Raw genomic sequence first — 25,491 nt, forward strand, 5'->3', positions numbered from 1 at the left:
CATGGCTGAACGTCTGAATAACGACTTCCAGTTCATCGATGTCGGGCGCAAAGATCCGAAGAAGAAACTGTTGCGTCAACGCAAGAAAGAGTTCGTGGAAATCTACGAACCCTTCAAGCCCCAGCACTCGGCCGATCAGGCCCACCGCTGCCTGGGGTGCGGTAACCCGTATTGCGAATGGAAGTGCCCGGTGCACAACTTCATTCCCAACTGGCTCAAACTGGTGGCCGAGGGCAACATTCTCGCCGCCGCCGAGCTGTCGCACCAGACCAACACCTTGCCGGAAGTCTGCGGCCGGGTGTGCCCGCAAGACCGTCTATGTGAAGGTGCCTGCACCCTCAACGACGGCTTCGGCGCAGTGACCATCGGTTCGGTGGAGAAGTACATCACCGACACCGCGTTCGCCATGGGCTGGCGCCCGGATATGTCCAAGGTCAAACCGACCGGCAAGCGCGTCGCGATCATCGGCGCGGGCCCGGCGGGCCTGGGGTGTGCCGACGTGTTGGTGCGTGGTGGCGTGACCCCGGTGGTGTTCGACAAGAACCCGGAGATCGGTGGTCTGCTGACTTTCGGTATTCCCGAGTTCAAGCTGGAAAAAACCGTACTGAGTCACCGTCGTGAAGTGTTCACCGGCATGGGTATCGAGTTCCGCCTCAATACCGAGATCGGCAAAGACATCACCATGGAGCAACTGCTCGCCGAATACGATGCGGTGTTCATGGGCATGGGCACCTACACCTATATGAAGGGCGGCTTTGCCGGTGAGGACTTGCCGGGCGTGTATGACGCGCTCGACTTCCTGATCGCCAACGTCAACCGTAACCTGGGCTTTGAAAAGTCGCCGGAAGATTTCGTCGACATGAAAGGCAAGAAGGTCGTGGTGCTGGGCGGTGGCGACACCGCGATGGACTGCAACCGTACCTCGATCCGCCAGGGCGCCAAGTCGGTCACCTGTGCGTATCGTCGCGACGAAGCCAACATGCCCGGCTCGCGCAAAGAGGTGAAGAACGCCAAGGAAGAAGGCGTGAAATTCCTCTACAACCGCCAGCCGATTGCGATCGTCGGTGAAGACCGCGTCGAAGGCGTGAAGGTGGTCGAGACCCGTCTCGGCGAACCGGATGCCCGAGGCCGTCGCAGCCCCGAGCCGATCCCGGGTTCCGAAGAAATCATCCCGGCTGACGCCGTGGTCATCGCTTTCGGTTTCCGTCCAAGCCCGGCGCCCTGGTTCGAGCAGTTCGAAATCCAGACCGACAGCCAGGGCCGCGTGGTAGCCCCGGAACAAGGCCAGTACAAGCACCAGACCAGCAACCCGAAAATCTTCGCCGGTGGCGATATGGTGCGCGGCTCTGACCTGGTAGTGACGGCGATCTTCGAAGGCCGCAATGCCGCCGAAGGGATCCTGGAATACCTGCAGGTCTGATCAAATTTCAGTCTGAAATGCGATCAAATGTGGGAGCTGGCTTGCCTGCGATGCAGGCAACTCGGTCTGTCAGCCAGACCCAGTTGATGCTATCGCAGGCAAGCCAGCTCCCACACAAACCTCATTTCACATTGAGGTTTGTGTTGCCAGTCATTGCGACAAATTGACCCGATAGACAAAAGGCTCCGCTCTTGCCGTGCCTTTTGCGTCGCGCTCTGAGAAAATGCCCGCACTTTTTTTGCGGATGCCGACATGACTGCCCTCAAGAACGACCGTTTCCTTCGTGCCCTGCTCAAGCAACCTGTAGACGTCACCCCCGTGTGGATGATGCGTCAAGCCGGTCGCTACCTGCCGGAATACCGCGCCAGTCGCGCCCACGCCGGCGACTTCATGAGCCTGTGCATGAATCCTGCGTTCGCCTGCGAAGTCACGATGCAGCCGCTGGACCGCTACCCACAACTGGACGCGGCCATCCTCTTTTCCGACATCCTTACCATTCCCGACGCCATGGGCCAGGGCCTGTACTTCGAGACCGGCGAAGGCCCGCGTTTCAGGAAGGTCGTCAGCACCCTGGCCGATATCGAAGCCCTGCCGATTCCTGATCCGCACAAAGACCTCGGCTATGTGATGGACGCGGTCAGCACCATCCGCCGCGAGCTCAACGGTCGCGTGCCGCTGATTGGCTTCTCTGGCAGCCCGTGGACGCTGGCCACCTATATGGTCGAAGGCGGTTCGTCGAAAGACTTCCGCAAGACCAAGGCCATGCTCTACGACAACCCGCAAGCCATGCACCTGTTGCTGGACAAGCTGGCACAGTCGGTGACCTCCTACCTCAACGGCCAGATCATGGCCGGTGCGCAAGCGGTGCAGATCTTCGATACCTGGGGCGGCAACCTGTCGGCGGCGGCGTACCAGGAATTCTCCCTGGCCTACATGCGCAAGATCGTCAGCGGGCTGATCCGCGAACACGAAGGTCGCAAGGTTCCGGTCATCCTGTTCACCAAAGGCGGCGGCCTGTGGCTGGAAAGTATCGCCGATGCTGGCGCCGATGCATTGGGCCTGGACTGGACCTGCGATATCGGCGAAGCCCGCCGTCGCGTTGGCAACCAGGTTGCGCTGCAAGGCAACATGGACCCCACTGTGCTGTACGCCAAGCCGGAAGCGATCCGCACGGAAGTCGGGCGCATCCTCGCTAGCTACGGCAAAGGCAGTGGCCACGTGTTCAACCTCGGCCACGGCATCACCCCGGAAGTGAACCCGGAGCATGCCGGCGCGTTCCTGCGTGCAGTGCACGAACTGTCGGCGCAATACCACGAGTAAAACGCAGAACAAAATGTGGGAGCTGGCTTGCCTGCGATGGCGGTGTTGAATTCACCGCCGCCATCGCAGGCAAGCCAGCTCCCACATAAAGCAAGTAGCCTCAGGTTTCCACATGCCCCAACGGCGGCAACTTCGCCAGCTTCAACGCCACCAGCAACGCGCCGATCAGTAGCGCGATAATGAATCCGCCAATCCCGTTCCACCCGGCAAAATGCCAGAAGAACCCGCCTGCCGTCCCGGCAATACTCGATCCCACGTAATAGCAGAACAGGTAAAGCGACGACGCCTGCCCCTTGGCTTTCACCGCACGGCGGCCGATCCAGCTGCTGGCCACCGAGTGGGCGCCGAAGAAGCCGAAAGTGAAGATCAACATGCCCGGCACCACCAGCCACAGCGGGGTGAACAGCGTCAGGGCCATGCCGGCGAGCATCAGCACGATGGTGCCCCACAGCACTCGGCGGCGGCCGAGGCGGTCGGCCAGGGAGCCGATCTTGGCCGAGCTGTAGATGCCCGACAGGTACACCACTGACAACAGGCCAACCACCGCCTGGCTCAGCTCATAGGGTGAGGCCAGCAGGCGATAGCCGATGTAGTTGAACATCGTCACGAAGGCGCCCATCAGCAGGAAGGCTTCAAGGAACAGCCATGGCAGGCCGGCGTCCTTGAAGTGCATGACGAAGCCGTCCACCAGGCTGCGCGGCTTGAGGCTGCTGGCGCGGAAGTTGCGCGATTCGGGGAGGATCTTCCAGAACACCGTGGCGGCGATCAACGCCAGGGCGCCGATGATCAGCATTGCGGTGTGCCAGCTGACGAAGTCGATCAACACGCCGATGATCAGGCGCCCGCTCATGCCGCCAATCGCATTGCCGCCGATGTACAGGCCCATGGCCAGGCCTATGTGCTGGGGATGAATCTCTTCGCTGAGGTAGGTCATCGCCACGGCAGCCAGGCCGCTCAGGGACAGGCCCACCAGCGCCCGCATCAGCAGAATCCCCTCCCAGGTCGGCATCAGACCGCTGGCGATGGTAGCCAGCGCCGCACAGAACAACGCGGCGACCATCACCGGCTTGCGCCCCAGCCGGTCGGAAATCGGCCCGGTGATTAGCAGGCCGCAGGCAAGCATCGCGGTCGCGACCGAAAGAATCAGGCTGCTTTGCGCCGCATTGATGGAAAATTCATGGGACAGCGCCGGCATCATCGGCTGTACGCAATACAGCAGGGCGAAGGTGGCAAACCCGCCGGAGAACAGCGCCAACACCGTGCGCATGAACATCGGCGTGCCTTTTTCGATGTACTCGTCATTAAGCTGCGCCACCACGTCATCAAGGGCTGAGGGCGGGGTGTGTTGGGCAAGTGGAGCAACAGCAGGATTCACGGGGGACCTCGGGGAGGAAAGTCTGCCAGGACTGACAATACGAAAAAGAATATAGCTGGCTAATGATTCTTTCCAATATATTGTTCGACCTGTTTGATAGGTTCTACGACCTAATGAGGTGTGCATGGAATTACGTCACCTGCGGTACTTCATCGCCGTCGCTGAAGAACTGCACTTTGGCCGCGCCGCGCAGGTGCTGGGCATATCGCAACCGCCCTTGAGCCAGCAGATCCAGGCACTGGAGCAAGAGGTGGGGGCGCGGTTATTTGAGCGTACCAATCGTCGGGTCGAGCTGAGCGAGGCCGGGCGCCTGTTCCTGCAAGAGGCGCGGCTGGTGCTGGCCCAGGTCGACAAGGCGGCAGACGTGGCGCGCAGAGCGCAATTAGGAGAGCTCGGGGAGTTGAAGATCGGCTTCACATCTTCCGCGCCGTTCAATTCCAGTATTCCCCAGGCGATCTTTGCGTTTCGCCAGGCTTTCCCGGCAGTGCACCTCAATCTGCAGGAGATGAGCAGCACGGAGGTGGCCGAGTCATTGGTGGATGAGTCGATCCAGGTCGGGCTGATGCGGCCTTTGCCGTTGCCTGATTCGCTGAGCGTGATCGAGCTGATGCGCGAGCCGCTGGTTGCCGTATTGAGCGCCGGCCATCCGTTGGTGGAAGGCAGCGAGCGCGGCCTGCACTTGGCGCAGTTGGCGCAGGAACCCTTTGTATTTTTCCCACGCACCTACGGCAGCGGCCTGTATGCCCAACTGCTCAACCTGGCCCGCGACGCCGGGTTCAGCCCGCATTTTGCCCAGGAAGCGGGGGAGGCGATGACCATCATCGGCCTGGTGGCGGCGGGGTTGGGCGTGTCGGTGTTGCCGGCGTCTTACCAGCGTATCCGCATTGATGGCGTGGTCTACCGCACACTGCTCGACCCGGAGGCGATGACGGCGGTGTGGCTGGTGCAGCGCAAGGGCGTGCAAACGCCGATGGCTAAGGGGTTTGTGGAGTTGTTGACGCGTCAGGTATTGGTGTAGGCGGGGTCACATATCAGGTAACGCAACCGGCTTAGTTATTCGCCAGAAACTTGCGCAAAATCACTCTTTTTCAGGCGAGTGGATATGGATGGCACTTCTCTATCAGCCCAAGGAGGGCAGCGTGTTGATTTGTGATTTTCGTGGCTATGAGGTTCCGGAAATCATCAAGATTCGACCTGTTATTGTGATACGCAAACACCGGACGAATAAGCTGCTCGTAACGGTGGTACCTCTGAGTACTACCGCTCCACAGCAGGTGTTGGAACACCATTTGCGGCTTGATAGCCATCTTCAGGGAGCGAGCCCGGTCTGCTGGGCTAAATGCGACATCGTCGCGACAGTCAGCTTGGGTCGACTGGACCGAATCAAAAGTAAAGATCGTCATGGCAAACGAACTTACAAAATCGCCGAACTCACCAATGACCAATTTTTGGCGATAAAAGCGGCGGTGCGCAGTGCGCTTGGGTTGCGATAAAGTGGGATATAGATGGACGGCGTTTTGCCACCGATTGCAGGTAATCTGCTTTCAGGCATACTGGCCGAGTTCCCGAAAGGGGCTTGTGAGACTCTGAGGATCCTGGGCAACCAGCCATCGCAGAGCCAGGCAGGAAGCGGCGATGACAAGCCAACCTGTTTGTGAAGAGGGCGCCGAAAGGCGCCCTTTGTCGTTTCTGGCCTTACTGCATCCCGGTCGAGCGCAACCCTGCCAGGATGTCCCTATCCAGCATGCTCACCCAACGGTTGTAATTGCGATGGATCTTGCCGTCCTTGTAGCCCAGGTCGCGGCTGTCGCGGTAGGTGATGGCGTAGCTGTTGCGGGTGTAGCGGATATCGATTGCTGCATAGAACTGGCCGCGCACGGTGATCTCGGCCTGCACCAGTTGCGGGCTCAGGCGTTGTACTGTCCACTCACGTTTTTGCAGGGCAGCGACGATCACCTGTTTCATTTTTTCTTCGCTGACCTGGGTCGTGGCCGGCAGTTCGTGCTGGGTGTTGAGCACTGGTTTGCTGGTGCAGCCGGCAGTGGTCAACAGGGCCAGGGTGATCAGGGTAGCGCGTAGCAGGGAAGACATTCCGTTTTCTCCAATCGATTAAAAAGTCAGGCCCAGCGGCGGAAGATCAGCGAGGTGTTGACGCCGCCGAAGGCAAAATTGTTGTTCATCACGTAGTCGTTGTGCATCTGGCGAAAGCCCCCTTGCAGGTAATCGAGCTCGCCGCATTGCGGGTCGACCGAATCCAGGTTGAAGGTGTGCACGTAGTGGTCGCGGTTCATCATCTCGATGCTGAACCACGACTCCAGCGCGCCGCAGGCACCCAGGGTGTGGCCGAGGAAACTCTTCTGCGAGCTGATCGGCATACGGCTGCCGAACAGGCTGCTGGTGGCCAGGGTTTCGGCGATGTCACCTTGGTCGGTGGCGGTGCCGTGGCCGTTCACATAGCCGATGGCAGAAGGTGCAAGCCCAGCGTCTTCCAGTGCCAGTTCCATGGCACGGCGCATGGTTTTCTGTTCCGGGCGGGTGGTGTGCTGGCCGTCGGCATTGCTGCCAAAGCCAACCAGCTCAGCGTGAATATGCGCGCCCCGCGCCAACGCGTGTTCCAACTCTTCCAGTACCAGGATGCCGGCGCCTTCACCAATCACCAGGCCATCACGGCCGCTGTCGTAGGGGCGCGGACTGGTTTGCGGCGCATCGTTTTTCAGGCTGGTGGCGTAGAGTGCATCGAACACCATGGCTTCGGTGGGGCACAGTTCTTCGGCGCCACCGGCGAGCATCAAGGGCAGGCGCCCGAACTTGATCGCTTCATAGGCATAGCCGATGCCCTGGCTACCGCTGGTGCAGGCGCTGGACGTGGGGATCAAGCGCCCGGTGAGGCCAAAGAAAATGCTGATATTCGCCGCGGTGGTGTGCGGCATCATCCGCACATAGGAGTTGGCGTTTAGCCCCTCGGCCACGGAATTGAGCAGCATATTGCCGAACGCCTTGATCTCATCGGTGCTGCCGGTGGACGAGCCACAGGCCACGCCCATGCGCCCGTCCTTGATCGACGGGTCACCGAGCAAGCCGGCATCCTGCAGTGCCTGCTCCGCTGCCCACACCGCCAGGCGCGAGACGCGCCCCATGCTGCGCAATTGCTTGCGGGTCCAGTGCGCAGGCACCACAAATTCATCAATCGGCCCGGCCAGGCGCGTGTTCAATTCGGTAAAGCGGTCCCATTCATCCATGCGCCGGATACCGCTGCGGTTGGCGCGAAAGTTGGCGGCGATGGTGTCCCAATCGCTGCCCAGGGAGGTCATGCCGGCCATGCCGGTGACGACGACGCGCTTCATCAGCACAAGCCTCCGTTCACGGCCAGCACCTGGCGTGTGATATAGCCCGCTTCGGCCGACATCAGGAAATTCACCGCGCCGGCGACTTCTTCCGGGGTGCCCATGCGTTGCGCAGGGATCATTTTCATCAGCTCTTCGACGGGGACGTTTTCATCCAGCATCGCCGTGTCGATCAACCCCGGCGCCACGCAGTTGACGGTGATCTTGCGTTTGCCCAGTTCGATCGCCAGCGCCTTGGCTGCGCCGATCAGGCCGGCTTTTGAAGCACTGTAGTTGACCTGGCCGCGGTTGCCGATCAACCCGGACACCGAGGTGATGCACACGATACGCCCAGCGGCGCGACGTCGAATCATCGGCATCATCACTGGGTGCAGCACGTTGTAGAAACCATCGAGATTGGTGCGCATCACCACGTCCCAGTCGTCTTCCGACAGGGCAGGGAAGGCGCCGTCGCGGGTCAGGCCGGCATTGAGCACCACGCCGTAGTAGGCGCCATGTTGCTCCACGTCGGCTTCAAGGATGGCCTTGCAACTGGCGCGGTCGGACACGTCGAATTGCAGCACCCGCGCCTTGCGACCCAGGGCCTCGATCTCGACCTGCACGGTGTCGGCTTCGGCGCGGCCACTGCGGCAATGCAGCACGATGTCATGGCCGGCCTGGGCCAGGCGCAGGGCAATGGCGCGGCCGATGCCACGGCTTGAGCCGGTGACCAGTACGGATTCAGTCATGACGTTGGGTCCTTCGATTCATCTAAATAGTTGGCCGCCTGGGGCGGTCGAAATACGTTCAGGCGCGCACTGGCCTGGATACCCTTACCGGTGAGGTGGCATTCGAACACACCCATGCCGTTGTCGTCTTCCAGGGAGCGCAGGCCGTGGATATTCAGCTCGGCGCCTGCCGGGAAGTACTCGACATTGCACTCGAACTTGCGTGTACCCAACAGGAAGCCCAGTTCCACCGCGCGGCCTTGCTGGCGTGCATGGCAGCCGGCATAAGCGGCGACGCTTTGCGCCATCAATTCCAGGCCGACCCAGGCCGGCAGGCTACCGTCAGGGCGGTTGAACAGGCCGTCGGGCTTGACGGTGACGCGGGTGCGGATCTGCTCATCATCGAACGACAGCACCTGGTCGATCAGGATCATGTCGCCCGCGTGGGGTAGCAGCTCGGCAAGTGGCCAATCGATCATGGGGCCTCTGCGATTATCAGGCTGACGTTATTACCGCCGAAGGCAAACGAGTTGCTCATCAGGCAGGTTTTTTTCAAGGTGTCGCCGCTGTGCGTCCATTGCAAGGGCGGCAGCGCCGGGTCGGCGTGGCCATCCCACACGTGAGGCGGCAGCTGGCCCTGAGCCAGGCTCAGCCAGCAGAACGCCGCTTCCAGCGCTCCGGCGGCGCCAAGGGTGTGGCCGGTCATGGGCTTGGTCGACGAACAGGCCACACCGCCGGGGAACAGGCTGGCGACCGCCAGGCTTTCCATGGCGTCGTTGTGTTGAGTGGCGGTGCCGTGCAGGTTCAGGTAGCCGATCTGCTCGGGAGCCAGCTTTGCGCTGGCCAGGGCCTTGCGCATCGCCTGCAATGCACCCTTGCCGCTGGGCTCGGGCGCGGAGATATGATGTGCGTCGCAACTGGCACCGCTGCCCAGCAAGGCGATCGGTGCCGGCTCGCGGCTCATCAGGAACAGTACCGCCGCCTCACCGATATTGATGCCGTTGCGGTTCACCGAGAACGGGTTGCAGCGCTCGCTGGATACCGCCTCCAGCGAGGTAAATCCGTTCAGGGTCAGCTTGCACAGGCTGTCCACGCCGCCACAGATCACCGCATCGCACACCCCCAGGTTCAGGAGGCGCTGGGCGCTCATCAAGGCACGGGCGCTGGAGGTGCAGGCGGTGGAAATCACATAGGCCGGGCCGCTTAATTGCAGCCAGTCGGCGAGGAAGTTTGCCGGGGCGCTGAGTTCCTGTTGCTGGTAGTCGTAGTCGGCAGGGAACTGCTTGTCGCGCAGGTAATGGGCAATGCCACGGCTGGCTTCGTCGATGCCCGAGGTGCTGGTGCCAAGCACCACGCCGACTCTCCCTCGGCCATAGGTTTGAATGGCCTGACGGATCTCATCTTCAATCTGCAACGCCGCTTCCAGCAACAACTGGTTATTGCGGCTGCTTTGTTGAGCCAGTTCCACCGGCAAAGGCACCAGTTCGCCCTGGACGGCAGCCACCGGCACCACGCGCTCCGGCACCCAGCCGCTTTCGGCGCGCATGCCTGAGCAGTCACCGGCAAACAGGTTGCGGCTGACTTCGGCCTGGCCTCGGCCAAGGGCGCAGATCACACCGAGGGCATTGAGGTAAGCGGTCATCGGCTGATACCCAGCGGGGTGATGCGATAACTCAACGGCTGGCCGGCCATGTTCACGCTGAACACCTCGGAAGACTGATAGATGATTTGCCAATGGCCCGGCAGCGTGCGCGTCAGGTCCATGGCCTGGGCGCGTGGATACAACGCCGGCACGTCACCGGCCGGGGTCAGGGCAAACAGCAGCGCGGCAAACAGCTCCCGCGCCTGGGGATTGGGTGGCAGCAAGCCGTCGGCCTGCCACTGCCCATCGAGCAGTTTTTGCCGGGCCAGGGGAATGCCCAAGGGGTCCATCATCGACCAGCGAATCGCGTGGCCTTCGCGCTGGATCACCAGCAGCCAGTCCTGGCGCTGCCCGTCCGCCAGGCGCTGCACATGCAGTTGCATCGGCAAGGCCAGCGCCGGGATTTTTTCCGGCAGCGGTGCCTGGCTGGCGCAGGCACTGAGCAGCAACAGGCAACCCATTAACAGCAGGCGCATCATGAGGCGGCGTTCTCCAAAGGTTTGCGCGCTACGCAGTTGACCAGGGTTTCCTCGCGCTGGCCCACCGGCGGCGCCTTGCGCAGGCCCCAGCGCTCCAGCAGGCCGAAGTCGCTGGAGCGGCTCCACCACAGGTAGGGGTACGAGACATTCTGCGAGTCGAATTCAAAGCCTTGCTCGCGCAGCATCTCCAAGTACTCTTCGGCGCTTTTTTGCACATGCATCGGGTGGCGGAACAACCAGCGAATCACCCAGGTGTCGATATAGGCTTCGGTGGATTCGGCAAACAGCAGATAGCCGCCCGGTTTGAGTACCCGGTAGAACTCCTTGAGCGCGCGATGTTGCTCGACCAAATGGTGAAAGGTCTGGTGGCAAAACACGATATCGACGCTGGCGTCCGGTACATCGAGGGTGGCGCAGTCACTGCCGATCAGCTCGACAGCCAGGCCCTGGCGCGCAGCCTCTTCACGGCTCAGCTCCAGACTGTGGGGGTCGGCATCCAGGCCGATCAGGCGTGAAGGCGCAAACACCTGCTGCAGCAACCGGAAGGACTTACCCTGGCCACAACCGGCGTCCAGCAACACCGGGGCCACCGGCAGCGGCTCGCTGAACAGGCTGCGCAGGTCGTTGATCGCCACACGCAATACGTGATGCTGCCAGGTGTGGCTGCGCAGGAACCAGAAGCCGAACCTGGTTTCCTCGACATAATTTTTGCTCAGGTAGTTTTTTTCAACGGCAGGACTGTTCATACCGCTTCACTCGCACAAATATCCGACAACATCCGCAATCGCCGTTTAGGCTCGCTGACAAACGGGTTGCGCTCATCCCAGGCGTAACCGGCCAGGATCGAACTGATCATGCGGCGAATCTCCGGTGAGCTGCCTGGATGGAAAATCACATCCTGGAACGTACCGGCATACCAGCCTTCGACGTAGCAGCGGAAGGTATCGACACCGCGCTTCAAGGGTTCGGCGAATTCGCTTTGCCAGTCCACGGTCTCGCCGTTGAGCTGACGGTGCAGCACAGCGGCGGCCATGCTGGCCGACCGCATGGCGATGGTCACGCCGGACGAGAACACCGGGTCGAGAAATTCCGCTGCATTGCCCAGCAGCGCAAAGCCTGGGCCGTGCAGGCTTTTGACGTTGGCCGAATAGCCGCCGATGCTGCGCGCCGGGGTGTCCCATACGGCATTGCTGAGCACGGCGGCCAGGCTTGGCGTTTCATCGACAAAGCTGCGCAGGCAGGCGTCAAGGTCGCTGTCGCGGCCATCGAAATGCTCTTTGGCCGCAACCACGCCCACCGAGCAACGGCCGTTGCTGAACGGGATGGTCCAGAACCAGATGTCGCGCTGGGTCGGGTGGGTGGTGACCAGAATTTTGCTGCGATCAAAGCCTGGGTGTTCGATGCGGTCTTCGATGTGAGTGAACACGGCCTGGCGCAGCGGGAAGTTCGAGGGCGCCTCAAGGTCCAGCAGGCGCGGCAGCACGCGGCCATAGCCGCTGGCGTCGAGCACGAACTTGGCTTTGATGTGGTACTCGCTGCCGTTCTGTCGGCGCACATGCAGGTAGCGGCACTCGCCGGAGAAATCCACACCGACAATGCTTTGGCCATAGCGGATTTCCACACCTTGCAGCGCCGCCTGATCGGCCAGCAACTTGTCGAACTCGCCGCGCTGCACCTGGAAGGTGGTGGGCTTGCCGTTGCTGAAGGTGTCGCCAAAGTCAAACGCACTGTAGCGCTCGCCCCAGGCGAACGCGGCGCCGGTTTTTACCTGGAAGCCCGCCGCTTGCACAGCGTCGAGCATCCCGGCTTCTTCGATGAAGTCGATGCAGTGCGACAGCAGGCTTTCGCCAATCGAAAAACGCGGGAAATGCTCGCGTTCGATGATCAATACATCATGCCCTTTGCGCTTTAGCAGCGCGGCCGCAATGGCACCGGATGGCCCGGCACCGATCACCACCACCTGGCGACGTTCCATTTCAACTGTGGGCACGAGGGCTCCTTGCCGCATGGGCGATAATCGCATTCATAAGGTGTGTTTCTGCTGGGCTGCCCAGGGCGCCAGCATAAAGCTGAATGCCAGGCCCAGGCTGACCGATAAACCGAAATTACTCACGGCCGGTGTGCTCGACACCGCCAGCAGGCCGAACGACAACCAGGTTGTCAACGCCGCCAGCAGTGTTCCCAAGAGGCTGACGGCCGGGCCGCCGATCTGCTCGCGCATCAAGATCGCGTAGTCAACGCTGATGGCCGTGACCAGCAACAGGCCAAACAGGCTGAACAAGGTCAGCGGCTGGCCCAGCCAGCCGAGGCTGGCCAGGCTGCACAGCGCGGCCAGCAGGGGCAGGGCGACGATACGCAAGGCGCCGCCAAAACCGAAGGGCGCAATCAGCAACAGCACGATCAGCACGCACGACAGCAACTTCAATTCGGCTGCGCTGATTTGCGTGTCGGCAAACACGCGGTTCAAGTCGCCCAAGCGATCGACCAGTTGCACGCCGGGCAAATCCAGCGCCTGCACCCGCAGCAACGCCGGGTTGTTCAAGCCTTGCAGGCTGACCATGGCCGCCACGCCGCCGTCGACCGGGCCGAGCCAGAGCGTGCGCCAGGGTTCGGCCAGCGGGCCTTGCAGCGCTGCGTCAATGTCTTGAGTGGGTAGCGCCTGCAACTGCGCGACTTCAGCCTGCAGGGCACTGACGGGCACGCCGAGGTCCAGCAGCGGTTGCCAGTGTTGCGCCAGAGTGTTCAGCGCATCGCGCAGTTGTTGCTGCTCCTCGGGCAGGTTCACCAGTTGACTGAGCGCCAGGTAACCCTGGAGCTTGTCCATGTTCACCAACTGATCCAGGCGTTTGCCCAAGGCGGCCTGGCGTTCCAGCAACTGCTGCTGATTATCTGCGCGCACCAGGAAAAACTGGCTGGTGGGCTGGAACCCGGTGATGCGCGCTACGGCCTGTGCTTCCTGGAGCAATTGCGGCGGCGCGCCGATCCATTGGCGAATATCGTTCTTGCTGTTGAGCTGCCACAGGCCGGCGGCGCAGAACACCAGCACCGCCACCAGCAGCACTGAACCGGGCACGCGTTTGATCAAGGCGGTACGCAGTTGCCATAGGGCCTGGGCGACACGCAGCGGCCATTGCGCCGGGCGCAGCTCCACACCCTTGAGCAGCGCAGGCAGCAGGCACACCGCACACAAATAAGCCCCCACCAGCCCGGCGGCGGAGAACACCGCGATTTGCGTCAGCGCCGGGAAGGGTGTCCAGGCCAGCGCCAGGTAGCCGATGCAACTGGTGGCCAGGCTCAGGCTCAGCCCCGGCAGGGTCAGGCGCAACGCCGGCCAACTGCGCCAGGGTTGCAGGCTCCAGCTTTTGGACAGGTAGTGCAGTGGGTAATCCACCGCCACGCCGATCAGGCTGGAGCCCAGCACCAGGGTCATCACATGCATATGCCCAAACAGTGCCACACAAGCGACTGCGCCAAACAGCATGCCCACCAGCACCGGCACAAATGCCAGCAACACCCTCCAGCGTCGGAAAGCCAGCAACAGCAACAACAGGATGCCGATGGTTGCGCCACCGCCGACCCAGGTGATTTCCCGCGTGGCTTGCTGCTGCCCATTGGCCGCGTAGAGCAAGCCGCTGGCGGCGAGCAGTTGCGCGCCGTGCTCACCAGCCTGCTCGCGGCTGGCCTGGAGTAAATCCGCCACTTGCAACGGCAATTTCATATCGAAGGCATTGCCGTTGGTGCGTGCCCGCACCAGCACCCAGCTTTGGCCGTCGGCTTCGGCGATCAAGGCGCCGCTGCCGATGTCCAGCTGAACCGCGCCGTGTTGTGGCTGGCTGTTCTGGATACGCCCGGTTAGGCCGAGCCAGTCGTCCTGGCTCGGCACCAGGCTGAAGCCGGTGAACGGGTCGAACAGTGCTTGTACCCGCTGCTGGATAAAAGCGCCGGGGCGTTCGATCAGTTGCTCACGGTCGTTGGCCGAGAGCATCGACAAACGCCCGCGCAGCAGTTGCTTACGCAACGCCGGCAAGTCGGCTTGCAGGTTCCATTGCACCTGTTCAAACAGACCGCTGGCCTGCCAACGCTCGCCCATTTGCTGCGCCGCGGCCAGTGCTTGCTGGCGGTCGGCATGGCCCACCAGTACCAGCATCTCGCGGTTCAGCGGTTCTTGCATACGCTGTTCGGCCTGCTGTTCCAGGGCGTCCGGCGTACTGCCCGGCACCAGTTCCATCAGGTTGGCCGACAACGGCGCGCCATCGCGCCACTGCCAGCCGGCCAGGGCCAGCACGGCCACCAGCAGGATCAGGAACAGGCGCGGCAGCAGGCGCTCACTGGGCAAAGTCGTGTTGCTCCGCATCGCTCAAGGGTTGGTCGGCCGTGCTGTCCTGCATACGCAGTACAGTGCTGTCGCCCTGGGTTTCCAGCAGCTCGATGGTTTGCACCAGTTCGCCGCCGTCGATATTGATCCGGGTGAACACTTGCTTGAGCAGCAATGAGCGCGGGGTCAGCGTGAGCTTCCAGTTGTAGGGCTGGCCTTGCAGTTGCAGTTCGAAGTCACGCTGCAAGCCGCTGCTGTCGCCCTGGAGTACGGCGAGAAACAGGCGATTCTGTTCGGCCCCGGCGCTCTTGTTCGGCAGCGGTTGCCAGCCGTTGGCGTCACGCCGGGCGATGCCTTGGCCTGTGATGCGGTAGTCCTGTTGCAGCGGGGTCTTGAGCAGCCATAACAGGCCGTCGTCCTTGGCGAGCACGAAGGTGCCTTTGCTGACCAGCGGCTGGGGCAGGGCGCGCAGGTGTTTTTCCTGAGTGAAGCTGCCGTGGATGACAGAGGGTTTTGCAAGCTGATCGCTCAACTGCTGCAAGTCGAACGCCTGGGCCAAGCCTGGAACGCCCAACAGCAGGATAAGCACAATCCCTGTGGGAGCGGGCTTGCCCGCGAAGAACCTGAGGACGCTGCGTAGTGTCAGGCGTCGTGCGTTATCGTTAACGACCATCGCGGGCAAGCCCGCTCCCACAGGGGTCAGCATTTCAGGGCCCTTTCTACGGCATCGGTGAATATCTTGGGCGAGGCAAGTTGCATCTCGCGGTTGGCGATTTGCACCGCCACTTGCACGGTGCTGGCGCGGGTCAAGCGCTCGCCGCTCGCCAGGTCAGTGATCAGGTAGTTGACCTTCAAACGGTTCTCCCACTCCACCAGGCTGGCACGCACATTGAGCGTCTGGCCGAAGGTCGCGCCACGTACATAGCGTAGCTGCATGTCGATCACCGGCCAGGCGTAGCCGGACTCGAGCATCGCCGTGTAGTTATGGCCGATCTTGTCCAGCAGCGCACAGCGCGCCACTTCCAGGTACTTCACGTAGTGCCCGTGCCACACCACGTTCATGGTGTCGATATCGAAAAACGGCACGAGGATTTGCGTGTCGCAGTGCAATACGCCGGGGCTACGCATGCAGCCTCCAGTGTTGCGCGGCGATGCGTTGCAGGCACAGGCGCAGTTCGCCTTCCAGGGCACGGTCTTCGATGACTGGCGGGAAGTCCAGGGCCAATTCTGCGTGCATTGCGGCCAGTGCCGGTGGCAGCGCTCGGGCATCTTCTGCTTGGGCGCGCAGCCACACGCCCTGGTTGGCGGCGAGCAGGGTGGCGGCGGCTACTTGTTCGGTCAGCTCCAGTACGCGGATTGCATCGCGGGCAGCGATGGTGCCCATGCTCACCTTGTCCTGGTTGTGGCACTCGGTGGAGCGTGAGAACACACTGGCCGGCATGGTGTTCTTCAATGCTTCGGCGGTCCAGGCGCTGGTGCCGATCTGCACGGCCTTGAAACCGTGATTGATCATCGCGCGGTCGGCGGGGGCGCCCGAGAGGTTGCTTGGCAGGCCATGGTTGTAACGCACGTCCACCAGCAGCGCGAGCTGGCGGTCGAGCAGGTCGGCGACGTTGGCCACCAGGGTCTTGAGGCTGTCCATGGCGAAGGCGATATGCCCGCCGTAGAAGTGCCCGCCGTGCAGTACGCGTTCTTCTTCAGCGTCGATGATCGGATTGTCGTTGGCGCTGTTGAGTTCGATCTCGATGAACGAGCGCAACCAGCTCAGGCTGTCGGCCAACACGCCGAGCACATGGGGGGCGCAGCGCAGCGAGTAGCGATCCTGCAAGCGATGCAGCGGCGCGGTCGGTGCATCGATCGCCAGGTCATTGCGCAGCCACGCGGCCACTTGCATCTGCCCAGGGTGAGGCTTGGCGGCGAACAGGCGCTCGTCGAAGTGTTCCGGGTTGCCTTGCAGCGCCACCACATTGAGCGCGGTGATGCGCGTCGCCAGGTGGAGCAGGTAGTCGGCGCGGGCGAAAGCCAGGCAGGCCAGGCCAGTCATCACGGCGGTGCCGTTCATCAAGGCCAGGGCTTCCTTGGGGCGCAGCACCAAAGGCTCCCAGCCCAGTTCGCGGTGCACGTCGACCGCCGGGCGGCGTTCGCCACGAAACAGCACTTCACGTTCGCCGGACAAGGTCGCTGCCACGTAGGACAGCGGCGTCAGATCACCGCTGGCGCCCACCGAGCCTTCTTCCGGGATCAGTGGCAGCACATCGTGTTCGAGGAAGGCGTGCAGGCGTTCCAGCAGCTCCACGCGTACGCCCGACACGCCATGGCACAGCGACTGCAAACGCGCCGCCAACACGGCGCGGGTGGCTTGGGCGTCGAGCAGCTTGCCCAGGCCGCAACCGTGAAAGGTGTACAGGTGACGCGGCAAGGCTTCGACGTGTTCCAGCGGTACCGCCACCACGCAGGAGTCGCCGTAGCCGGTGGTGACGCCGTAGATCACGCCTTCCTTGTCCAGCAGCGAGTCGAGAAACTGCGCGCCCTTGGCGATGCGCTGACGATAGGCAGCATCACCCTGTAATTGCGTGGGCGCCTGACGGTTGGCCAGGGCCAGCACGTCTTCGATGCGCAAGGGGCGTTCGCCAAAGGTTACCGGCTCAAGATGCGTCGTCATCGGTCTTCCAGAAAGGGTAAAAGTTGAACCATTGTTGGGGCGCTTGCAGGCAGAACTGGCCCAGGCGTGCGGCGTAGCGGGCGGTCCACTCGGCAATCACCTGCTCGCGGGTGCTGCGCTTCCATTCGATCAACGGTGCGAAAGGCTCGATGGTCAGGCGATAGCGGCCTTGGTGTTTGAGGCACATCAGCAGGTTCACCGGGCATTTGAGCAGCCCGGCCAGCAGCCACGGGCCTTGGGGGAGCGCAGCCGGGTGGCCGAGGAAATCCACGCGCACCGTGCGCCCACCGTGCAACGGTATGCGGTCACCGGCAATCGCCAGCCATTCGCCGTCGTCCAGGCGCTGGCTGAGCAGCAGCATGGTGGCCGGGTCCAGCTCGCTGACCTGGATCAGGCGCAAATGGCTGGCCCCGGCTTCACCCAACAGGCGGTTGAAACGCTCGGCGTGCTTGGTGTGCACCAACACGTTCATGGTGACCTGTTCACCGATCTCCGCCAGTGCACGGCACACTTCCAGGTTGCCCAGGTGCGCGCCCACCAGCATCTGCCCGCGCTCGCCACGCAGTTGCCCGCGCAATTGCGCCGGGTCGTTGATTTCGATCTGTTCCAGGCCGAGATTGCCGTTCCATACGTCGAGCTTGTCGAGCAGGGAATCGGCGAAGGCCATGAACTGGCCGAAGACTTTCCGGTGGCTGGGCAGCAGTTCATCGCACCCACTCCATTGGGCCAGGCGCTGTTGATATTGCCAGGCGCTGCGGCGCGCCGTGCGGCCAAACAGAAAGAAGTAGAAAACGATGCTGTAGAGCAAAGGGCTCAACAGGCGACGACCCAGGACTTTTGCGGCGAGCGCCGTGAGCTTCATCAGCCAGAAGCTGCCGCGTTCCTCGCGGTCGGCCCAGTGCTTGGTGCTGTCGCTCATGCCTGCCACCGTCGCCACAGGATCATCGGCGCACGCACCAACATGCCGAAAAACAGCCGCGTGTGCATGGCGCTGATGCGAACGTTGTCGCGGAACAAGCGAAAGTGCGACAGGCCGTCGGCCGGGTAGTGCACCTGGGTCGGCAGCCAGCGCATCGGTTGGTTGCGCCAGGCCAGGCGCACCAGGATGTCCGAGTCGAAATCCATGTGCGTGCCGATGTAGGCCGAGTCCATCAAGGCCAGGGTTGGCGCCAGCGGGTACACGCGAAAACCGCACATCGAGTCGCGAATCTGCAACGACAGGGTGTTGATCCACACCCATACGTGGGTCAGGTAACGCGCATACAAACGGCCTTTGGGCACGCTGTCGTCGTATTCGGGGTAGCCGCAGATGACGGCGTCAGGGTGCCGGCGCGAGGTGTCGATAAAGGTCTCGACTTCACGCAGGTCGTGCTGGCCGTCGGCGTCCACTTGCAGGGCGTGGGTGTAGCCCTGGCGCGCCGCTTCGCGAAAGCCGGCCATCACGGCGCCACCCTTGCCCTGGTTGCTGGGCAGGGTCAACAGGGTGACGTTGTCGAGGGTGGCCAATTGTGCCAACACCGCTGCGCAGGCCGGGCTGCTGCCGTCGTCGACCAGCAGGCACGGCAAGCCGCTGCCCAGCAGGCTGCGGACCACGGCGGGTACGGCAGTTTCGTGGTTGTACACCGGAATCAGGGCGCAGGGGTTATGCATTCGCAGTCACCAACTGTATGCGACCGCTGGAACAGGCGGCAACGCCGTTGCGGTAGGTGAAATAAAGCTTGCTGCGTTCCGGGTCAAAGCGCAGGTGCAGTTCAATCTGATCGCCCGGGCGCACCAGTTGCTGGAACTTGAGCACTTCCATGCCGGCGAAGGTGCTCGGCAAGTCGAGCAGTTGCTGGCCCAGGTTGAACGCCCATTCCACTTGCACCACGCCCGGCAGCACGGGCGTTACCGGGAAGTGTCCGCTGAAATAGGCCAGGTCCGGCGGAACGCTCAGTTGCACGGTCCATTCGCCATCGGCTTCGACCTGCTCCAGCACTTCGGGGGCTTTTGGCCGGGGAGCCAGCAGAAGTGCTTCGATATCGGCCTGGGGCAGCTTGCCCTGGCTGTTGAGCGGCAATTGGCGCAGCAACCGCCAGCGACGGGGCAGGGCCAGGGCTTCGCAATGTTGGCCCAGGTGCTGGCGCAGGGTTTGGGTGAGCGTGCGCCGGCCCTGGTTGCGCAGGGCATGCAGGCCATCGCTGTTGAGCACCACCAGCGCGCCAAGGGAGGCGCGGTTTTCCTGCACTACACCCAAGCGGGTTTCGGCGACCCAGGGATGGGTCATCAATGCCTGTTCGAGCATCGGCAGGGAGATGCGTTTTTCTTCCAGCTTGACGATGCGGTCCAGGCGGCCCAGCAATTCGAAGCGGCCATCGGCATGGATGCGTGCAGCGTCGGCGGTCTGTTCGATGTGCCCTTCGGGCAGGTACTTTGATGCGATGCGCAGCGCGCCGTCGGCATCCTGGCTCAGTTGCACATCGGCAAACGGCTGCCAGGGTTGCGCGCCCTGGCGCCAGGCGATGCCGCCGGTTTCCGAGCTGCCGAGAATTTCCGTCGGCCATTGCTGCAAGCGGTCATACAGACTGCCGGCGGCTTCAACGGGCAGCGCGCCACCGGAGGAAAACACCCGCGCAACCTGGCTCAGTGCCGGCCAGTCGAGGTTGTCGCCCATGCGTTTGAGCAGCGCCGGGCTGGCGACCCAGGCGAATTGTGGGTGCTCGCGGCTGGCGCGCTGCATGTCTTCGGGGAACGCCAGTTGCTTGCGCACAAAGGTGCGACCTGCGCACAGCGGCCACAGCACGCGAAACAGCAAGCCGTAGATGTGCTGGGTGGCGACGCTGCCGATGATGCAGGCGTCTTTGAGGTCCGCCCCCCACAGGGCTTCCAGCGCCTCGACTTCATTGGCCAGTTGGCGCAGGGACTTGTCGATGCGCTTGGGCTCGCCGCTGGAACCGGAGGTGCACAGGCTCAGTTGGCAGGTGTCCAGGTCGAGAACCGCAGGGCTCAGTGGCGCCTGGTACAGCGCCTCGAGATCAGCGGCTTCGATCAACCAGGCGTCGACGGCAGGATCCCAGCGATGGCGGGTCTGGGGCTGCAGGTCGGCCGGCAGCAGTACGCTGGCACCGGCGCGCCAGGCGCCCAGCAAGGCAATCGCCAGGACGCCCGCGTCTTCCAGGTACACGGCCAGGCGCTGGATGCCTCGCGCCTGCAAGCCGGCCGCCAGGCGCAGGGATGCTTCCCACAGCTGGGCGTGATTCATGTCAGGCTCGGTGGTGACCCAGCGCTGTTGCAGCGGCTCAAGCAACAAGTGCTCAAGTTTCAACCCATTCATACGCGGCCTCGAACCCTTTGTCGTACCAGCCATTCCACGGCAAACAACAGCGCCATCAGCCCGTAGGCGATCAAGCCGTTGTACAACGTCCACCAGCTCAGCGGCGCCCACAGCGTGAGCGCGGCGGCGAGCAAGCCGTTACACAGAAAAAATGCACTCCACACCACGGTGACCTGGCGGGTATACACGATTGCCTTCGGCGGCAGTTGCGGGTCAGTCATGCGTGCCAGGCGCTCGACCATCGGCGGGCCGTATTTCAGGCTCAGGCCGAACAGCGCCAACATGAACGCGCTGACCAGGCTGGGGTACCAACGCAGCCACTGCGGGTTATCGAACCAGGCCAGCAGCACGCAGAACACGATCACCGTCACCGCCATCCAGCGGCTGCCCGGGCGCCGCCCAGCGGTCAGGGCGCGCAACAGCCACAGGCTGCCCAGCAACAGGCCGAATTGCCACGGTGCAAAATGCTCGGTGCCGTAATACACCGCAAAGGGGTACAGCAGCCCCGCCAACAACAGGCCAAGGCCGATCAGCCGGCTCATGCGGCGGGCTGGACCAGACGGTATACCGCCTCAACCACGTCGTTCACGGTGCGCACCGCCTTGAATTCTTCGGCGGCGATCTTCTTACCGGTCTGGCGCTTGATGTGGTCGATCAGGTCCACGGCGTCGATGCTGTCGATTTCCAGGTCTTGATACAGGTTGGCGTCGAGGGTGACGCGCTCCGGGGGCAGCTCAAACAGTTCCACCAAGGCATCGCGCAGGGTGTTGAAAATATCATCACGAGTTTGCATGGTACGGTCTCAAGCTGCCTGTCGGGCCGTGACGAACGCCGCAAGGCTGGCCACGTTGGTGAAATGATTGCGGGTGTCCTTGGCGTCGGCATCGATCTTGATGCCGTAGGTTTTCTGGATCGCCAGGCCCAATTCCAGGGCATCGACCGAGTCCAGGCCCAGGCCTTCGCCAAACAGAGTCTGTTCGCTGCCAATGTCGTCGGCGCTGATGTCTTCCAGGCCCAGGGCCTCGATGATCAGCTCTTTTATCTCGTGCTCAAGGCTTTTTTGGTCGCTCATCTTCGGCGAGCTCCTTAATGAAATAGTGATGCAGGTAATCGTTGAGCTTGCGTGAAGCCTGGGGCGCGGCGCCGAGCGCGGCAAACGCTTGTGGCTCTATATCGGCCCCCACGCGCAAACTGAAGTGAAATCGACGTTTGGGGATGCGATACCAGGGTTCGGCCTTGGTCAGGGTGGTGGGGCTGACCTTGATCACCACCGGGGTGATGATTGTCGCACCCCGCAGGGCAATGGCCGCGCCGCCGCGATGAAAGGCGGGGGCCGCGCCGGGTGTGGTGCGGGTGCCTTCGGGAAAGATGATCAGGGTCTGGCCGGCGCGCAGGGCATCGGCAGCCGCATCGAGCATATCGGCGCTGCCGTCGTTGCTGATGTAGCCGGCATCACGCACCGGCCCGCGGGTGAAGGGGTTCTGGAACAGGCTCTGCTTGACCACGCAGTTGGTCTGGCGCATCAGGCCGATCAGGAACACCACATCGATCAGCGACGGGTGGTTGGCAACGATCATCTGCCCTGGGCGCCCGAGCTTCTCGGCGCCTTCCACGCTGTAGGTCAGCACGCCGACACGCTGCATCAACCGCACAAAGAACCAGAACAGCCGGCTGATGGTGTGACGTGCACGGCGCTGGTGCTGTTCGGCACTGCCCGGCAAGCAACTGAGCAATGGAAACACCAGCAAACGCAGGCACAACCCGCCCACGCCGAACAGGAAAAAGCTCGCGGCGGTAGCGAACAGGCGCCAGTAATAGGCGTCCCGAGGCTTGTCGGTCAGGGCTTGCGTTGCCAGTTCCATACTCGGTTCTTCCAGGCATGTTGGCAGGCGCCCTGTTCGGTCAGCAGGGTGCGCAGCAGGTTCAGGGCGTGGGGCCACTGGGCGATGGTGGAGGGTTGGACAGTGCCGGTGGTAAGTTCCAGCTGCCACTCGTCGCCCGGTGTGAGCAACAGGCCGAGGGCATAGGGGAAGGGTACGTCATGGATCCAGCCGGCGTAGGCTTCGGGCGGCTGTTCTTCAGTGATCACCAGCAGCACCGCCGGGGCGCCTTCGTTGAGCAATGCGGCGGCTTCGAGGAGGCCGTGCTCCAGGCCATCGCCAACGGCGGCGAGGGCAGTCATCTCGGCGGTTTCATTGCGCAGGATCGACCACAGGCCGATCACCGCGTTGTGCACCGACAGGCTGAACTGGGTGGGCGACAGCGGCTGCTCGTTGGCCAGATCACTGAGGATATCCAGGGTGCGCGGGGTTTCGCCGTGGCGGGAAATGAACACCAGCGGCAGCTCTGCAAGGCCCTCGGCCAGCGGCCAGCCGACGCTGAATGCCATGCGCGCCAGCCGGCTCAAGCGGCGGCGCTGCATAGCTGGCAGAAATGACACATCCGGGCAGGCTTCGCTGACGGGCAGCAACACCGGGTCCCGGCACCAGGCGTGCCAGTCGTGCGCACTCTCAAGGCCAGGAGCCCAGGCGCGCCATTGGGCGATGTTGAAGTTGATCACTGAGAAGTTATCCCGCCCCTGCGGGCTTCCATGTGCGGCCAATGGCCCCGGATTCCGGGACAGAGAGCAATAGCCGAATGGCGCGCATTATCCCGGTGCCGCGGGGTTCTAGCAAATAGTGGTGAAAATTTGTTCACTATTGATCACAAATAAGTTGGAAGAATTTACAGATTGTCGGCGATCACAGGCCAGGCTGGGTCGTCGGAGATTTCCCATTCATTTGTGAGCCAGGCACAGCGTATGGATGAACGAGGTAGCTAACTGGCGCTTTTGCGCTCTACACTCGGTCATTCATTGATACACGGAGGTTTTTCCATGCGGCGCGTGGTGTTCAATCAAAAAGGCGGCGTGGGCAAGTCCAGCATCGCCTGCAACCTGGCGGCGGTCAGCGCCAGCGAAGGTTATCGAACCCTGTTGGTGGACCTCGATGCGCAAGCCAACTCGACCCAGTACCTCACCGGGTTGACGGGCGAAGACATCCCCATGGGGATCGCGGACTTTTTCAAGCAAACGTTGTCTTCCGGGCCGTTTTCGAAGAAGAACAAGGTTGATATCTACGAAACGCCGTTCGACAACCTGCACGTCATCACCGCCACCGCCGAGCTGGCAGACCTGCAGCCCAAGCTCGAAGCCAAGCACAAGATCAACAAGCTGCGAAAGCTGCTGGATGAGTTGAGCGAGGATTACGACCGGATTTACCTCGATACTCCACCCGCGTTGAACTTCTATGCGGTTTCTGCGCTGATTGCGGCTGATCGTGTGCTGATCCCCTTCGATTGCGACAGCTTTTCGCGCCAGGCCCTGTATGGCCTGCTGGCGGAAATCGAAGAACTGAAGGAAGACCATAATGAAGGCCTGGAAGTGGAAGGTATCGTGGTCAACCAGTTTCAGGCCCGGGCCAGCCTGCCGCAGCAGATTCTGGATGAACTGATTGCCGAAGGGCTGCCGGTGCTGCCGTTGTACCTGGCCAGCTCTGTGCGAATGCGCGAGTCGCACCAGGAGAGCAAGCCGCTGATCCACCTCGACCCACGGCATAAACTGACGCAGCAGTTTGTGGAGCTGCATAATCTGCTGGAAAATGCCTGACCCCACAGGCAGCGCAGAACACTGTGGGAGCTGGCTTGCCTGCGATGGCATCACCTCGGTGTACCAGGCAGACCGAGTCGCCTGCATCGCAGGCAAGCCAGCTCCCACAGTTTGGATTGCATTTCGGCAGGTGGGTTGGATTTGTCCCACGGGGTCTGTAGGAAGGGTCTGGCAATTGGGCTTGTGCCTTGTAACCTTGCCTACAGCTACGCCAGAATCCGCCGGCTTGTGCGTCTGGATGGGCGTCTCTAAGGTTTGCCGGTCGCTGAATGTTCAGTGTTCGGGTTTAGTAGCCCGACCGACCAAAGCATGTGCACCTGCTCCAAAAGCATGGCGTTATCGCCTATCTGATGGTGGCTGTGCGCAGGGCACCTTCGGGTGCGCCGGTCTTTGCTTTGTTCCCCGGTCTACTAACCTGCGTACAGCTGCCACCCTTCGTTTAGTAGCGAAACGGTAGTGGCCCTATCAGGGAACAAATGCATGTCTATCCGTCTTTTCAATGTTTCACCCAACCTCCCCACCGAAGCCCTCGTGCTCAACAGCTACGAAACCTTCTCCTCTGTGCGCACGCTATTACTCAACTTGTCCAACGACCTCACAGGCGAACATCGCGATGTGGCCCTGGCGATTCACCAATTAAGAGAACTGGGCGTCATGCTGGTCGGCCAGATGATGGACCGCGAAGCCCCCCTGACCTAAAGCTGAAATGCATTCAATGTGGGAGCTGGCTTGCCTGCGATAGCATCGCCTCGGTGTACCAGGCAGACCGAGTCGCCTGCATCGCAGGCAAGCCAGCTCCCACATTGACCGAGTTGATGGCGGGGGATGTTTATACGCCCTGGCTACGCAACCAGCTCATCAGCTGCGGCAACGGAAACGCCCCGCTCTGGCGCGCCACTTCGCGACCGTTCTTGAACAGAATCAAACTGGGAATAGAACGAATCCCCAACTGCGCCGACAGCTGCTGATTAGCCTCACTGTCCAGCTTCGCCAGCCGGCACTTGCCTTCAAGCTGCCCGGCGGCCTGCTCGAATACCGGCGCAAACGACTTGCACGGCCCGCACCATTCGGCCCACACATCGACCAGGAGCGGCAGGTCGCCCTTGATCTGGCTGGCATAGTCGCCCTGTTTCAAATCAAAGGGTTTGCTCAGCAACACCGACTGCTTGCAACGCCCGCACTTGGGCGCATCACCCAGGCGTTCGCCGGGGATGCGGTTGAGGCCGTTGCAATGTGGGCAGGGGATGACAAGAGATTCGGACATCGGG

General features: G+C 62.2%; 28 protein-coding genes. 6 read left to right on the plus strand and 22 right to left on the minus strand.

Going from position 1 to position 25,491, the window contains the following annotated elements; translation table 11 throughout:
* The first annotated feature begins 1 nt into the window (after window position 1).
* The gene (locus LJX92_RS02050) at window positions 2–1,420 is read left to right on the plus strand and encodes an FAD-dependent oxidoreductase (protein WP_228309254.1); all 1,419 of its coding nucleotides are present in this window, start codon (window positions 2–4) and stop codon (window positions 1,418–1,420) included.
* A 252-nt stretch (window positions 1,421–1,672) separates the two neighbouring features.
* Window positions 1,673–2,740, plus strand: a complete 1,068-nt coding sequence (gene hemE, locus LJX92_RS02055; RefSeq protein ID WP_032878303.1) for a uroporphyrinogen decarboxylase — start codon at window positions 1,673–1,675, stop codon at window positions 2,738–2,740.
* A gap of 100 nt (window positions 2,741–2,840) precedes the next feature.
* Here hemE and LJX92_RS02060 read toward each other — a convergent pair whose 3' ends face one another.
* On the minus strand, window positions 2,841–4,058 hold the full coding sequence (locus LJX92_RS02060) for an MFS transporter (protein WP_416309141.1): 1,218 nt from the start codon (window positions 4,056–4,058) through the stop codon (window positions 2,841–2,843).
* A 181-nt stretch (window positions 4,059–4,239) separates the two neighbouring features.
* On the opposite strand from LJX92_RS02060, the gene LJX92_RS02065 reads away from it, so the two are divergent.
* Window positions 4,240–5,133, plus strand: a complete 894-nt coding sequence (locus LJX92_RS02065) for a LysR family transcriptional regulator (RefSeq protein WP_228309256.1) — start codon at window positions 4,240–4,242, stop codon at window positions 5,131–5,133.
* Between the two features lie 88 nt (window positions 5,134–5,221).
* The gene (locus LJX92_RS02070) at window positions 5,222–5,608 is read left to right on the plus strand and encodes a type II toxin-antitoxin system PemK/MazF family toxin (RefSeq protein ID WP_032878300.1); all 387 of its coding nucleotides are present in this window, start codon (window positions 5,222–5,224) and stop codon (window positions 5,606–5,608) included.
* A 202-nt stretch (window positions 5,609–5,810) separates the two neighbouring features.
* Here the strand turns inward: LJX92_RS02070 and LJX92_RS02075 are convergent, their stop codons facing one another.
* The 20 genes from LJX92_RS02075 to LJX92_RS02170 are packed head-to-tail and all read right to left on the minus strand — an operon-like array spanning window position 5,811 to window position 23,137.
* The gene (locus LJX92_RS02075; RefSeq protein ID WP_032878299.1) at window positions 5,811–6,206 is read right to left on the minus strand and encodes a hypothetical protein; all 396 of its coding nucleotides are present in this window, start codon (window positions 6,204–6,206) and stop codon (window positions 5,811–5,813) included.
* A gap of 26 nt (window positions 6,207–6,232) precedes the next feature.
* Window positions 6,233–7,459, minus strand: a complete 1,227-nt coding sequence (locus tag LJX92_RS02080) for a beta-ketoacyl-ACP synthase (protein WP_228309257.1) — start codon at window positions 7,457–7,459, stop codon at window positions 6,233–6,235.
* Window positions 7,459–8,187 carry a 3-oxoacyl-ACP reductase FabG gene (gene fabG / locus LJX92_RS02085; protein ID WP_032878297.1) on the minus strand — a complete coding sequence of 243 codons (729 nt, stop codon included), beginning with the start codon at window positions 8,185–8,187 and terminating at the stop codon, window positions 7,459–7,461. The genes LJX92_RS02080 and fabG overlap by 1 nt, the downstream gene beginning before the upstream one ends.
* Window positions 8,184–8,645 (minus strand): hotdog family protein, encoded by a 462-nt coding sequence (locus LJX92_RS02090; protein WP_078820098.1) that lies wholly within the window; start codon window positions 8,643–8,645, stop codon window positions 8,184–8,186. Before LJX92_RS02090 ends, fabG begins: the two co-directional genes overlap by 4 nt.
* Window positions 8,642–9,808, minus strand: coding sequence for a beta-ketoacyl-[acyl-carrier-protein] synthase family protein (locus LJX92_RS02095; protein ID WP_228309258.1), 1,167 nt, complete (start codon window positions 9,806–9,808; stop codon window positions 8,642–8,644). The genes LJX92_RS02090 and LJX92_RS02095 overlap by 4 nt, the downstream gene beginning before the upstream one ends.
* Complete coding sequence (locus tag LJX92_RS02100; RefSeq protein ID WP_032878294.1) at window positions 9,805–10,287, minus strand: DUF3261 domain-containing protein; 483 nt, start codon at window positions 10,285–10,287, stop codon at window positions 9,805–9,807. The genes LJX92_RS02095 and LJX92_RS02100 overlap by 4 nt, the downstream gene beginning before the upstream one ends.
* A complete protein-coding gene (locus LJX92_RS02105; RefSeq protein ID WP_032878293.1) occupies window positions 10,284–11,033 on the minus strand; it encodes a class I SAM-dependent methyltransferase in 750 nt (249 codons plus the stop codon). Before LJX92_RS02105 ends, LJX92_RS02100 begins: the two co-directional genes overlap by 4 nt.
* Window positions 11,030–12,277, minus strand: coding sequence for an NAD(P)/FAD-dependent oxidoreductase (locus LJX92_RS02110; protein WP_032878292.1), 1,248 nt, complete (start codon window positions 12,275–12,277; stop codon window positions 11,030–11,032). The genes LJX92_RS02105 and LJX92_RS02110 overlap by 4 nt, the downstream gene beginning before the upstream one ends.
* A 33-nt stretch (window positions 12,278–12,310) precedes the next feature.
* Window positions 12,311–14,641 carry an MMPL family transporter gene (locus tag LJX92_RS02115; protein ID WP_266105154.1) on the minus strand — a complete coding sequence of 777 codons (2,331 nt, stop codon included), beginning with the start codon at window positions 14,639–14,641 and terminating at the stop codon, window positions 12,311–12,313.
* A complete protein-coding gene (locus tag LJX92_RS02120) occupies window positions 14,613–15,308 on the minus strand; it encodes an outer membrane lipoprotein carrier protein LolA (RefSeq protein WP_228309260.1) in 696 nt (231 codons plus the stop codon). Before LJX92_RS02120 ends, LJX92_RS02115 begins: the two co-directional genes overlap by 29 nt.
* A complete protein-coding gene (locus LJX92_RS02125) occupies window positions 15,302–15,730 on the minus strand; it encodes an acyl-CoA thioesterase (RefSeq protein ID WP_032878289.1) in 429 nt (142 codons plus the stop codon). The genes LJX92_RS02120 and LJX92_RS02125 overlap by 7 nt, the downstream gene beginning before the upstream one ends.
* A complete protein-coding gene (locus tag LJX92_RS02130; protein ID WP_032878288.1) occupies window positions 15,723–17,264 on the minus strand; it encodes an HAL/PAL/TAL family ammonia-lyase in 1,542 nt (513 codons plus the stop codon). The genes LJX92_RS02125 and LJX92_RS02130 overlap by 8 nt, the downstream gene beginning before the upstream one ends.
* Complete coding sequence (locus LJX92_RS02135) at window positions 17,248–18,183, minus strand: glycosyl transferase (RefSeq protein WP_228309261.1); 936 nt, start codon at window positions 18,181–18,183, stop codon at window positions 17,248–17,250. The genes LJX92_RS02130 and LJX92_RS02135 overlap by 17 nt, the downstream gene beginning before the upstream one ends.
* A complete protein-coding gene (locus LJX92_RS02140) occupies window positions 18,180–18,914 on the minus strand; it encodes a glycosyltransferase family 2 protein (RefSeq protein ID WP_078820105.1) in 735 nt (244 codons plus the stop codon). Before LJX92_RS02140 ends, LJX92_RS02135 begins: the two co-directional genes overlap by 4 nt.
* The gene (locus LJX92_RS02145) at window positions 18,907–20,577 is read right to left on the minus strand and encodes an acyl-CoA synthetase family protein (RefSeq protein WP_228309262.1); all 1,671 of its coding nucleotides are present in this window, start codon (window positions 20,575–20,577) and stop codon (window positions 18,907–18,909) included. Before LJX92_RS02145 ends, LJX92_RS02140 begins: the two co-directional genes overlap by 8 nt.
* On the minus strand, window positions 20,574–21,119 hold the full coding sequence (locus tag LJX92_RS02150) for a hypothetical protein (RefSeq protein ID WP_078820107.1): 546 nt from the start codon (window positions 21,117–21,119) through the stop codon (window positions 20,574–20,576). Before LJX92_RS02150 ends, LJX92_RS02145 begins: the two co-directional genes overlap by 4 nt.
* Window positions 21,116–21,370 carry an acyl carrier protein gene (locus tag LJX92_RS02155; RefSeq protein WP_003187949.1) on the minus strand — a complete coding sequence of 85 codons (255 nt, stop codon included), beginning with the start codon at window positions 21,368–21,370 and terminating at the stop codon, window positions 21,116–21,118. The genes LJX92_RS02150 and LJX92_RS02155 overlap by 4 nt, the downstream gene beginning before the upstream one ends.
* 9 nt (window positions 21,371–21,379) lie before the next feature.
* Window positions 21,380–21,649 (minus strand): phosphopantetheine-binding protein, encoded by a 270-nt coding sequence (locus LJX92_RS02160; protein WP_005784090.1) that lies wholly within the window; start codon window positions 21,647–21,649, stop codon window positions 21,380–21,382.
* Window positions 21,627–22,439, minus strand: coding sequence for a lysophospholipid acyltransferase family protein (locus LJX92_RS02165; protein WP_078820109.1), 813 nt, complete (start codon window positions 22,437–22,439; stop codon window positions 21,627–21,629). Before LJX92_RS02165 ends, LJX92_RS02160 begins: the two co-directional genes overlap by 23 nt.
* Complete coding sequence (locus tag LJX92_RS02170) at window positions 22,415–23,137, minus strand: beta-ketoacyl synthase chain length factor (RefSeq protein ID WP_078820110.1); 723 nt, start codon at window positions 23,135–23,137, stop codon at window positions 22,415–22,417. Before LJX92_RS02170 ends, LJX92_RS02165 begins: the two co-directional genes overlap by 25 nt.
* A 315-nt stretch (window positions 23,138–23,452) precedes the next feature.
* On the opposite strand from LJX92_RS02170, the gene LJX92_RS02175 reads away from it, so the two are divergent.
* On the plus strand, window positions 23,453–24,223 hold the full coding sequence (locus tag LJX92_RS02175; RefSeq protein WP_228309263.1) for a ParA family protein: 771 nt from the start codon (window positions 23,453–23,455) through the stop codon (window positions 24,221–24,223).
* Window positions 24,224–24,703: 480 nt separating this feature from the next.
* Complete coding sequence (locus tag LJX92_RS02180; RefSeq protein WP_228309264.1) at window positions 24,704–24,922, plus strand: DUF6124 family protein; 219 nt, start codon at window positions 24,704–24,706, stop codon at window positions 24,920–24,922.
* A gap of 130 nt (window positions 24,923–25,052) precedes the next feature.
* Here the strand turns inward: LJX92_RS02180 and trxC are convergent, their stop codons facing one another.
* The gene (gene trxC, locus LJX92_RS02185) at window positions 25,053–25,487 is read right to left on the minus strand and encodes a thioredoxin TrxC (protein ID WP_032878279.1); all 435 of its coding nucleotides are present in this window, start codon (window positions 25,485–25,487) and stop codon (window positions 25,053–25,055) included.
* Window positions 25,488–25,491: the final 4 nt, after the last annotated feature.

This window comes from Pseudomonas sp. HN8-3, from assembly GCF_020790195.1.
In the GTDB taxonomy this organism is placed as follows: domain Bacteria; phylum Pseudomonadota; class Gammaproteobacteria; order Pseudomonadales; family Pseudomonadaceae; genus Aquipseudomonas; species Aquipseudomonas synxantha_A.

What these genes read in the sequence shown, in the direction of transcription:
- hemE (WP_032878303.1), top strand. Translation starts at nt 1,673, where the DNA reads ATGACTGCCCTCAAGAACGACCGTTTCCTTCGTGCCCTGCTCAAGCAA.
- LJX92_RS02165 (WP_078820109.1), bottom strand. Translation starts at nt 22,439, where the DNA reads ATGGAACTGGCAACGCAAGCCCTGACCGACAAGCCTCGGGACGCCTAT.
- LJX92_RS02050 (WP_228309254.1), top strand. Translation starts at nt 2, where the DNA reads ATGGCTGAACGTCTGAATAACGACTTCCAGTTCATCGATGTCGGGCGC.
- fabG (WP_032878297.1), bottom strand. Translation starts at nt 8,187, where the DNA reads ATGACTGAATCCGTACTGGTCACCGGCTCAAGCCGTGGCATCGGCCGC.
- LJX92_RS02140 (WP_078820105.1), bottom strand. Translation starts at nt 18,914, where the DNA reads ATGCATAACCCCTGCGCCCTGATTCCGGTGTACAACCACGAAACTGCC.
- LJX92_RS02105 (WP_032878293.1), bottom strand. Translation starts at nt 11,033, where the DNA reads ATGAACAGTCCTGCCGTTGAAAAAAACTACCTGAGCAAAAATTATGTC.
- LJX92_RS02155 (WP_003187949.1), bottom strand. Translation starts at nt 21,370, where the DNA reads ATGCAAACTCGTGATGATATTTTCAACACCCTGCGCGATGCCTTGGTG.
- LJX92_RS02175 (WP_228309263.1), top strand. Translation starts at nt 23,453, where the DNA reads ATGCGGCGCGTGGTGTTCAATCAAAAAGGCGGCGTGGGCAAGTCCAGC.
- LJX92_RS02070 (WP_032878300.1), top strand. Translation starts at nt 5,222, where the DNA reads ATGGCACTTCTCTATCAGCCCAAGGAGGGCAGCGTGTTGATTTGTGAT.
- LJX92_RS02075 (WP_032878299.1), bottom strand. Translation starts at nt 6,206, where the DNA reads ATGTCTTCCCTGCTACGCGCTACCCTGATCACCCTGGCCCTGTTGACC.
- LJX92_RS02125 (WP_032878289.1), bottom strand. Translation starts at nt 15,730, where the DNA reads ATGCGTAGCCCCGGCGTATTGCACTGCGACACGCAAATCCTCGTGCCG.
- LJX92_RS02160 (WP_005784090.1), bottom strand. Translation starts at nt 21,649, where the DNA reads ATGAGCGACCAAAAAAGCCTTGAGCACGAGATAAAAGAGCTGATCATC.
- trxC (WP_032878279.1), bottom strand. Translation starts at nt 25,487, where the DNA reads ATGTCCGAATCTCTTGTCATCCCCTGCCCACATTGCAACGGCCTCAAC.
- LJX92_RS02150 (WP_078820107.1), bottom strand. Translation starts at nt 21,119, where the DNA reads ATGAGCCGGCTGATCGGCCTTGGCCTGTTGTTGGCGGGGCTGCTGTAC.
- LJX92_RS02080 (WP_228309257.1), bottom strand. Translation starts at nt 7,459, where the DNA reads ATGAAGCGCGTCGTCGTCACCGGCATGGCCGGCATGACCTCCCTGGGC.
- LJX92_RS02145 (WP_228309262.1), bottom strand. Translation starts at nt 20,577, where the DNA reads ATGAATGGGTTGAAACTTGAGCACTTGTTGCTTGAGCCGCTGCAACAG.
- LJX92_RS02120 (WP_228309260.1), bottom strand. Translation starts at nt 15,308, where the DNA reads ATGCTGACCCCTGTGGGAGCGGGCTTGCCCGCGATGGTCGTTAACGAT.
- LJX92_RS02115 (WP_266105154.1), bottom strand. Translation starts at nt 14,641, where the DNA reads ATGCGGAGCAACACGACTTTGCCCAGTGAGCGCCTGCTGCCGCGCCTG.
- LJX92_RS02095 (WP_228309258.1), bottom strand. Translation starts at nt 9,808, where the DNA reads ATGACCGCTTACCTCAATGCCCTCGGTGTGATCTGCGCCCTTGGCCGA.
- LJX92_RS02090 (WP_078820098.1), bottom strand. Translation starts at nt 8,645, where the DNA reads ATGATCGATTGGCCACTTGCCGAGCTGCTACCCCACGCGGGCGACATG.
- LJX92_RS02130 (WP_032878288.1), bottom strand. Translation starts at nt 17,264, where the DNA reads ATGACGACGCATCTTGAGCCGGTAACCTTTGGCGAACGCCCCTTGCGC.
- LJX92_RS02065 (WP_228309256.1), top strand. Translation starts at nt 4,240, where the DNA reads ATGGAATTACGTCACCTGCGGTACTTCATCGCCGTCGCTGAAGAACTG.
- LJX92_RS02180 (WP_228309264.1), top strand. Translation starts at nt 24,704, where the DNA reads ATGTCTATCCGTCTTTTCAATGTTTCACCCAACCTCCCCACCGAAGCC.
- LJX92_RS02100 (WP_032878294.1), bottom strand. Translation starts at nt 10,287, where the DNA reads ATGATGCGCCTGCTGTTAATGGGTTGCCTGTTGCTGCTCAGTGCCTGC.
- LJX92_RS02135 (WP_228309261.1), bottom strand. Translation starts at nt 18,183, where the DNA reads ATGAGCGACAGCACCAAGCACTGGGCCGACCGCGAGGAACGCGGCAGC.